General features: G+C 61.1%; 5 protein-coding genes. 2 read left to right on the forward strand and 3 right to left on the reverse strand.

What is annotated here, in order from left to right; genetic code table 11:
• Window positions 1-884 (reverse strand): hypothetical protein (locus ACREB7_RS20535; RefSeq protein ID WP_431594111.1); only part of this gene is annotated, 884 nt, incomplete at its 3' end.
• Window positions 885-1,226: 342 nt separating this feature from the next.
• Here ACREB7_RS20535 and ACREB7_RS20540 point away from each other — a divergent pair.
• On the forward strand, window positions 1,227-1,928 hold the full coding sequence (locus ACREB7_RS20540; protein ID WP_431594112.1) for a cytidylyltransferase domain-containing protein: 702 nt from the start codon (window positions 1,227-1,229) through the stop codon (window positions 1,926-1,928).
• Between the two features lie 956 nt (window positions 1,929-2,884).
• Here ACREB7_RS20540 and ACREB7_RS20545 read toward each other — a convergent pair.
• Window positions 2,885-3,151, reverse strand: a complete 267-nt coding sequence (locus ACREB7_RS20545; RefSeq protein WP_431594113.1) for a hypothetical protein — start codon at window positions 3,149-3,151, stop codon at window positions 2,885-2,887.
• Between the two features lie 107 nt (window positions 3,152-3,258).
• On the reverse strand, window positions 3,259-3,780 hold the full coding sequence (locus tag ACREB7_RS20550) for a hypothetical protein (protein WP_431594114.1): 522 nt from the start codon (window positions 3,778-3,780) through the stop codon (window positions 3,259-3,261).
• 148 nt (window positions 3,781-3,928) lie between these two features.
• Here ACREB7_RS20550 and ACREB7_RS20555 point away from each other — a divergent pair.
• Window positions 3,929-4,947 (forward strand): pyridoxal-phosphate dependent enzyme (locus ACREB7_RS20555; RefSeq protein ID WP_431594115.1); only part of this gene is annotated, 1,019 nt, incomplete at its 3' end.

Raw genomic sequence — 4,947 nt, forward strand, 5'->3', positions numbered from 1 at the left:
GTGTAAAGGTCCCGGTCCGGAATAGCTGCGAGGCAAACGGTCGCGCTATTATGTTCATCCAGTATATTTGTTTGGATGTCGGTGTAGTTGAAATTTGAGTGCGTTACTTGTAAATCTTTTCCGTCAATGGTTTCGTTGGCGACAAGCAGGCGCGCAAAGGCGCGCGACAGTCGGAATTTTACTGCGAGATTGCCCGGCTCTCCGGCCAAGAAATTTCTAATTTCAGGAAATATTGCCCCGGTGTCGAGTCGAGCCGTTCCGTAGGGGGGCAGAGCCGGCAGGGTATGTTCGCGCTGAATTTTCTCTCCGCGAGAATTCGTAAGGCACGCAAAGATCACTTGAGCCGGTGCGGGTTCATATCCATTGTGCATAACCACAAAAGATCGCACGTTTTCTGCATCGCGAACGGAAGCGCAGCTTTCGCTTCCATCTTCTATCGAGTTGCCCTCCTCGACTTCCATGGGCGAATATATCCGCGCATAACTATGGACCATGGATATGCCTACAGCGGTCTCATATACAGCCATGATTGCTGGGTAGGGTATTACTAGATTCTGGGCGGAAAAAATTTCAATTTCAATAGAGCCTTCGTTGTGGGCGCCCAAATCCACTTTGTGATTGACTACAGAAGAAGATTCCCAATTATACAGGACTCTTTCTATCACTTTACCATTCATTGTGCGGGTGGTAACAACGATAGATACGTCAATTGCTCGCTTGACTGCCCAGTAATTCATGAATGAAATGGTAGTCGAGCGATTCTTTCCCGATATAGCGTAGAATACCGACGCCGATCGGAAGATGAGTCCGAAATTCGCTGCATAAGTTTGACGCTGATCTATCAGTCGTCTCTTTGCAACGGTCGGCTCTAGGGCGTTACTCAAAAAAATCTCCATCCGCTACGGATCGACGGTCTTGCCAGCGCTTTTAAAGTTGCAGTCATTTCTGATTGAACGCCAATCATTCAACCCGTTGCGAGCGAACTCTAGAGCCTGGAGCTGTTTCGGATCAATATGGTTCCCTGCCATTTACGGCTAAATCCGATGGTTGGAGTTTCCGGGTTCAGCGTTGCGCGTTGATGTGGGAACGGCCAGAATGGTTCGCTCCCCTAGCAGAAATTCCTGTCCCGTCATCGTCCTTAGGGGATGGATAGGCCTCAGCTTGACGGACACAGGGTGACTAGCTACCCGGTACCCAGAATACGCGCCCAAAGGAGCTGATTTTACTTGGTAAAACCTCGCATCATGGCTGTCGTACCAGCTCGCGGCGGTTCCAAGGGGCTGCCGGGCAAGAACGCGCGCCCACTACTAGGCAAGCCGTTGATCGCTTGGACGCTTGAGGCTGCCAAGGCCTCGCGGCACATCGATCAGATCGTCGTCAGCACTGATGACGACGCCATCGCTCAAGCTGCTGCGGATGCTGGATTTCCACCCCCGTTCCGCCGGCCTACACATCTGGCGGGCGACACATCTTCCGTTGTCGACGCTACAATTCACGCCATGGAAACGTTGGGGGGCGCTTGGGACTATGTCGTGTTGTTACAGCCGACATCTCCGCTACGGCTGACTTCCGACATTGATGCTGTGATCGAGCGCTGTATCGAAGCCGATGCTCCCGCTGTTGTCACGGTTTCGTCATTGCCTAAGCCTCGGAATTTTCTCTGTACCATAGGTCCTAGTGGCACCTTGGATCGCTTCGACGCCGATTTCGGCGGCGAAGTCATGATGCTCAATGGCGCTGTCTACATCATTCGGGCCAGTGCGCTTCTCGAGGAGCGCAAGTTCACGCCCCGGGGTACTCTGGCGTTCACCACTCCATTTGAACGAGCCTGGGATATCGATTCCCTTTATGATTTCGCGGCCTGCGAGGCCCTAGCACCCAAGATCCTTGCAAATGAGCCGGCCTTTCTCAACGCTGTCCGGCGTTGAGAAAGGCGTGATTTGCGCCACAGGACCCATCCAGCGAGCCTGTCCAGCCGCGCCGTCACCGGAGCTTCGTGGTGGACGCGTTCACGAAGGATAGCTCGATACGACCTGCATTGTCGGGCGCGCTGCTCTACCGCTATGGACGGGCATCGGGGGTTAGGTCATCTCGCGCAGAGTGACTTCAGAAACGCGGCGTCGTCCCCAGCTTTGCGCGTGAGCTGCACATAGACGCCGATGCGCCAGAGCGCGGTACGGTGGCTTTTGTCGGCTCAGTCTGCGGCGCTGATCCATGTCGATCCCGGGAAGGGCCGGGGCTCCGTCTCGTGCTTTTCGTGGCGGAAGTAGCGACGCCTCCGCTTTGCAGGCTTGGCGTAGCCCATTGGTTCCTATAGGGCGATTTGAAGCGGTTTTTGCTTAAAGCGCATTGATTTTTAAGGAAATTTTTCAGCTCCCCAAGCTGAATGTCGCGGGTCGATTCCCGCCGGCCGGTCCAGATCTTCTGACATTGCCGGGGACGCGCATGGGGCAGGCCTGCGCTTCGGCGTCGACTCCAGTCGGGCGGAACGCTGGGGGGCGTGCAATTCCGCGGTGAGGCCGTCGCGCGCCGAAGCGCCTTGTTTTGGGCGAGACGTGTCTGCGTCCCGACCCGGCCCGCCCGATGGCGTGTCGATCCCGCGAGTGCGGTGGTGGCGATCGGCGCGTCAGGGTTCGGTTGTACTCTTGCGGACCCGGGGTGACCCGGCACCGTGACTGTATTGTGAATGGGGCGTTTCTGACTACTTGGCAGAGATTGTATAGATGGACCGCAAATCGGCGGTCATTCACATTTCATCAATATTTGGGTCATGGTCGTTTCTCGCGTGCGAGAGCGACGCCGGAGGACGATTGGTCGGATCATTCTCATGTCCGCGTCAGCCAAGAGGTCGGAGCGCGGCAGAGTCGGTCGGCCCTGCCGACTTTCAGGCCGAAGGCGTGGTCAGAGCCGGGGTCGCCGCGGCGCCGATCGTTGCCGCAGGGGCGACGGCGCCCGGAGCAAGGCTGGCGGGGGCGGCTTCAACCAGAAGCGGGCCCAGCGCAAAGGCCGCGACCGCCGCGCCGGCCGACAGGGCCAGAACCGCCACGACCGCATAGGCCGCCAGCGAGCGCGAACGACGACGACGGAAGCCGCCGGATTTCACCGCCCGAATGATGACGAAGGGGCCTTTGTTGAAGGCTTCGGAACCCATGATATTGTGTTGGGACAAGAACGCGCTCCCCGACTGTCCGTAAATGGAACAGTCAGAGAGCGGCCCGGTAAGGCCAAAGGATGGCGAACGCCGATCCTCGGCGCCGTTCAACTTCCGAGGGTGACGCTGACCATACGCCCGCCGCGCGTCTGGACGCGCTTCATCACCACCACGATGTCGTCGCCGGCCTTGACCGGCGAGATCAGGAACCAGCTGCCGTCGGGCAGGCCGGTGAAGCGGAAGGCGCCGTCGGCGCAGGGCTGGGCGCGTTCATAGGAGCGGTAGTCGGCGCCCTGTTCGCCAGCCGAGCGGGCGCGGACCACGGCAGCGGGAACGGCGGCGCGTTCGGTTGAGCCGTAAAGGCGCTGCATTCGGGCGCGGGTGTAGCCGGTGTCAGGGATTAGCCCGACGTTGCCGACGCATTGGAAGGCCTTGCCGTCCTGGGCGAAGGCGACGCGGCCTTCGATCGAGGCCTGACCCGCGCGGGTCGACCAGGCGAAGGCGTCGGCGCTGAACTCGGCCGAGTTTCCGCCGGTCGGACCGCCCATCGGCGTGGTGGCGCAGGCGCTGAGGGCCAGTCCGCCCGCGAGGACGGCGGCGAGGACGATGGAGGGGCGACGGGTCGACATGGAGGGGGCTCCCAGAACGCGTTTCAAGCGCTACCGGAATGGCCCCCTATGACGCGGCGAGTCAAGGTTGCCCCCCCGCGTCGGGTGCGCCACAAGAGCGCCGGAGACCGGACGCAGAGACCGGCCAAGAAACGATTTCAGGGACTTCATGACCGTCACCTTCGAGGACATCCGCGCGGCGCAGAAGCGCATCGCCGGCCAGGTGGACCGCACGCCCGTCCGCTATTCCCGCCGCCTGTCGCAACTGACCGGGGCCGAGATCTGGATCAAGTTCGACAACCTGCACTTCACCGGCAGCTTCAAGGAGCGCGGCGCCTTGAACCGGCTGCTGCAACTGACGCCGGACGAGATGAAGCGCGGCGTCGTCGCCGCCTCGGCGGGCAACCACGCCCAGGCCCTAGCCTATCACGGCGGCCGTCTCGGCGTGCCGGTGACCATCGTCATGCCCGAAGGCACCCCCTTCGTGAAGGTGGACGGCACCCGCGCCCACGGCGCCAATGTCGTCATCCACGGCCTCGACTTCTCGGCCTCGACCGAGGAGGCCAAGCGGCTGCAGGTCGAGCACGGCTATGTCTTCGTCTCGGCCTTTGACGACGAGGGCATCGTCGCGGGCCAGGGCGTCTGCGGTCTGGAGTTTGTCGAGGACGCGCCCGATCTGGACGCCCTGATCATCCCCATCGGCGGCGGCGGTCTGATCGCCGGCAGCGCCATCGCCGCCAAGGCGATCAAGCGCGACATCAAGATCTTCGGCGTCGAGGCCGCCCGCTATCCCTCCTTCACCGCGCGGCGTCGCGGCGAGCCGGCCAAGTGCAGCGGGCAAACCATCGCCGAGGGCATCGCCATCAAGGCCGTGGGCGAAATCCCCTTCGCCCTGGCCGACAGCCTGATCGACGAGGTCTTCGTCTGCGAGGAGGCCGATTTCGAGAAAGGTGTCGCTCTGCTGGCGACGCTGGAGAAGACGGTGGCCGAGGGCGCCGGGGCCGGCGGTCTGGCCGCCATCCTGGCCAACCCGGAACGTTTCAAGGGCATGAAGGTCGGCGTTGAACTGACGGGCGGCAATATCGACGCCCGCATGCTGGCCGTGGTGCTGAACCGCGAAATGGTTCGCGAGAAGCGTCTGATCGTCTATCGCATCCTGGGCGACGACCGCCCCGGCATGCTTTCGGC

This window comes from Sphingopyxis sp. (genome assembly GCF_050725615.1).
Classification (GTDB): Bacteria; Pseudomonadota; Alphaproteobacteria; order Sphingomonadales; family Sphingomonadaceae; genus Sphingopyxis.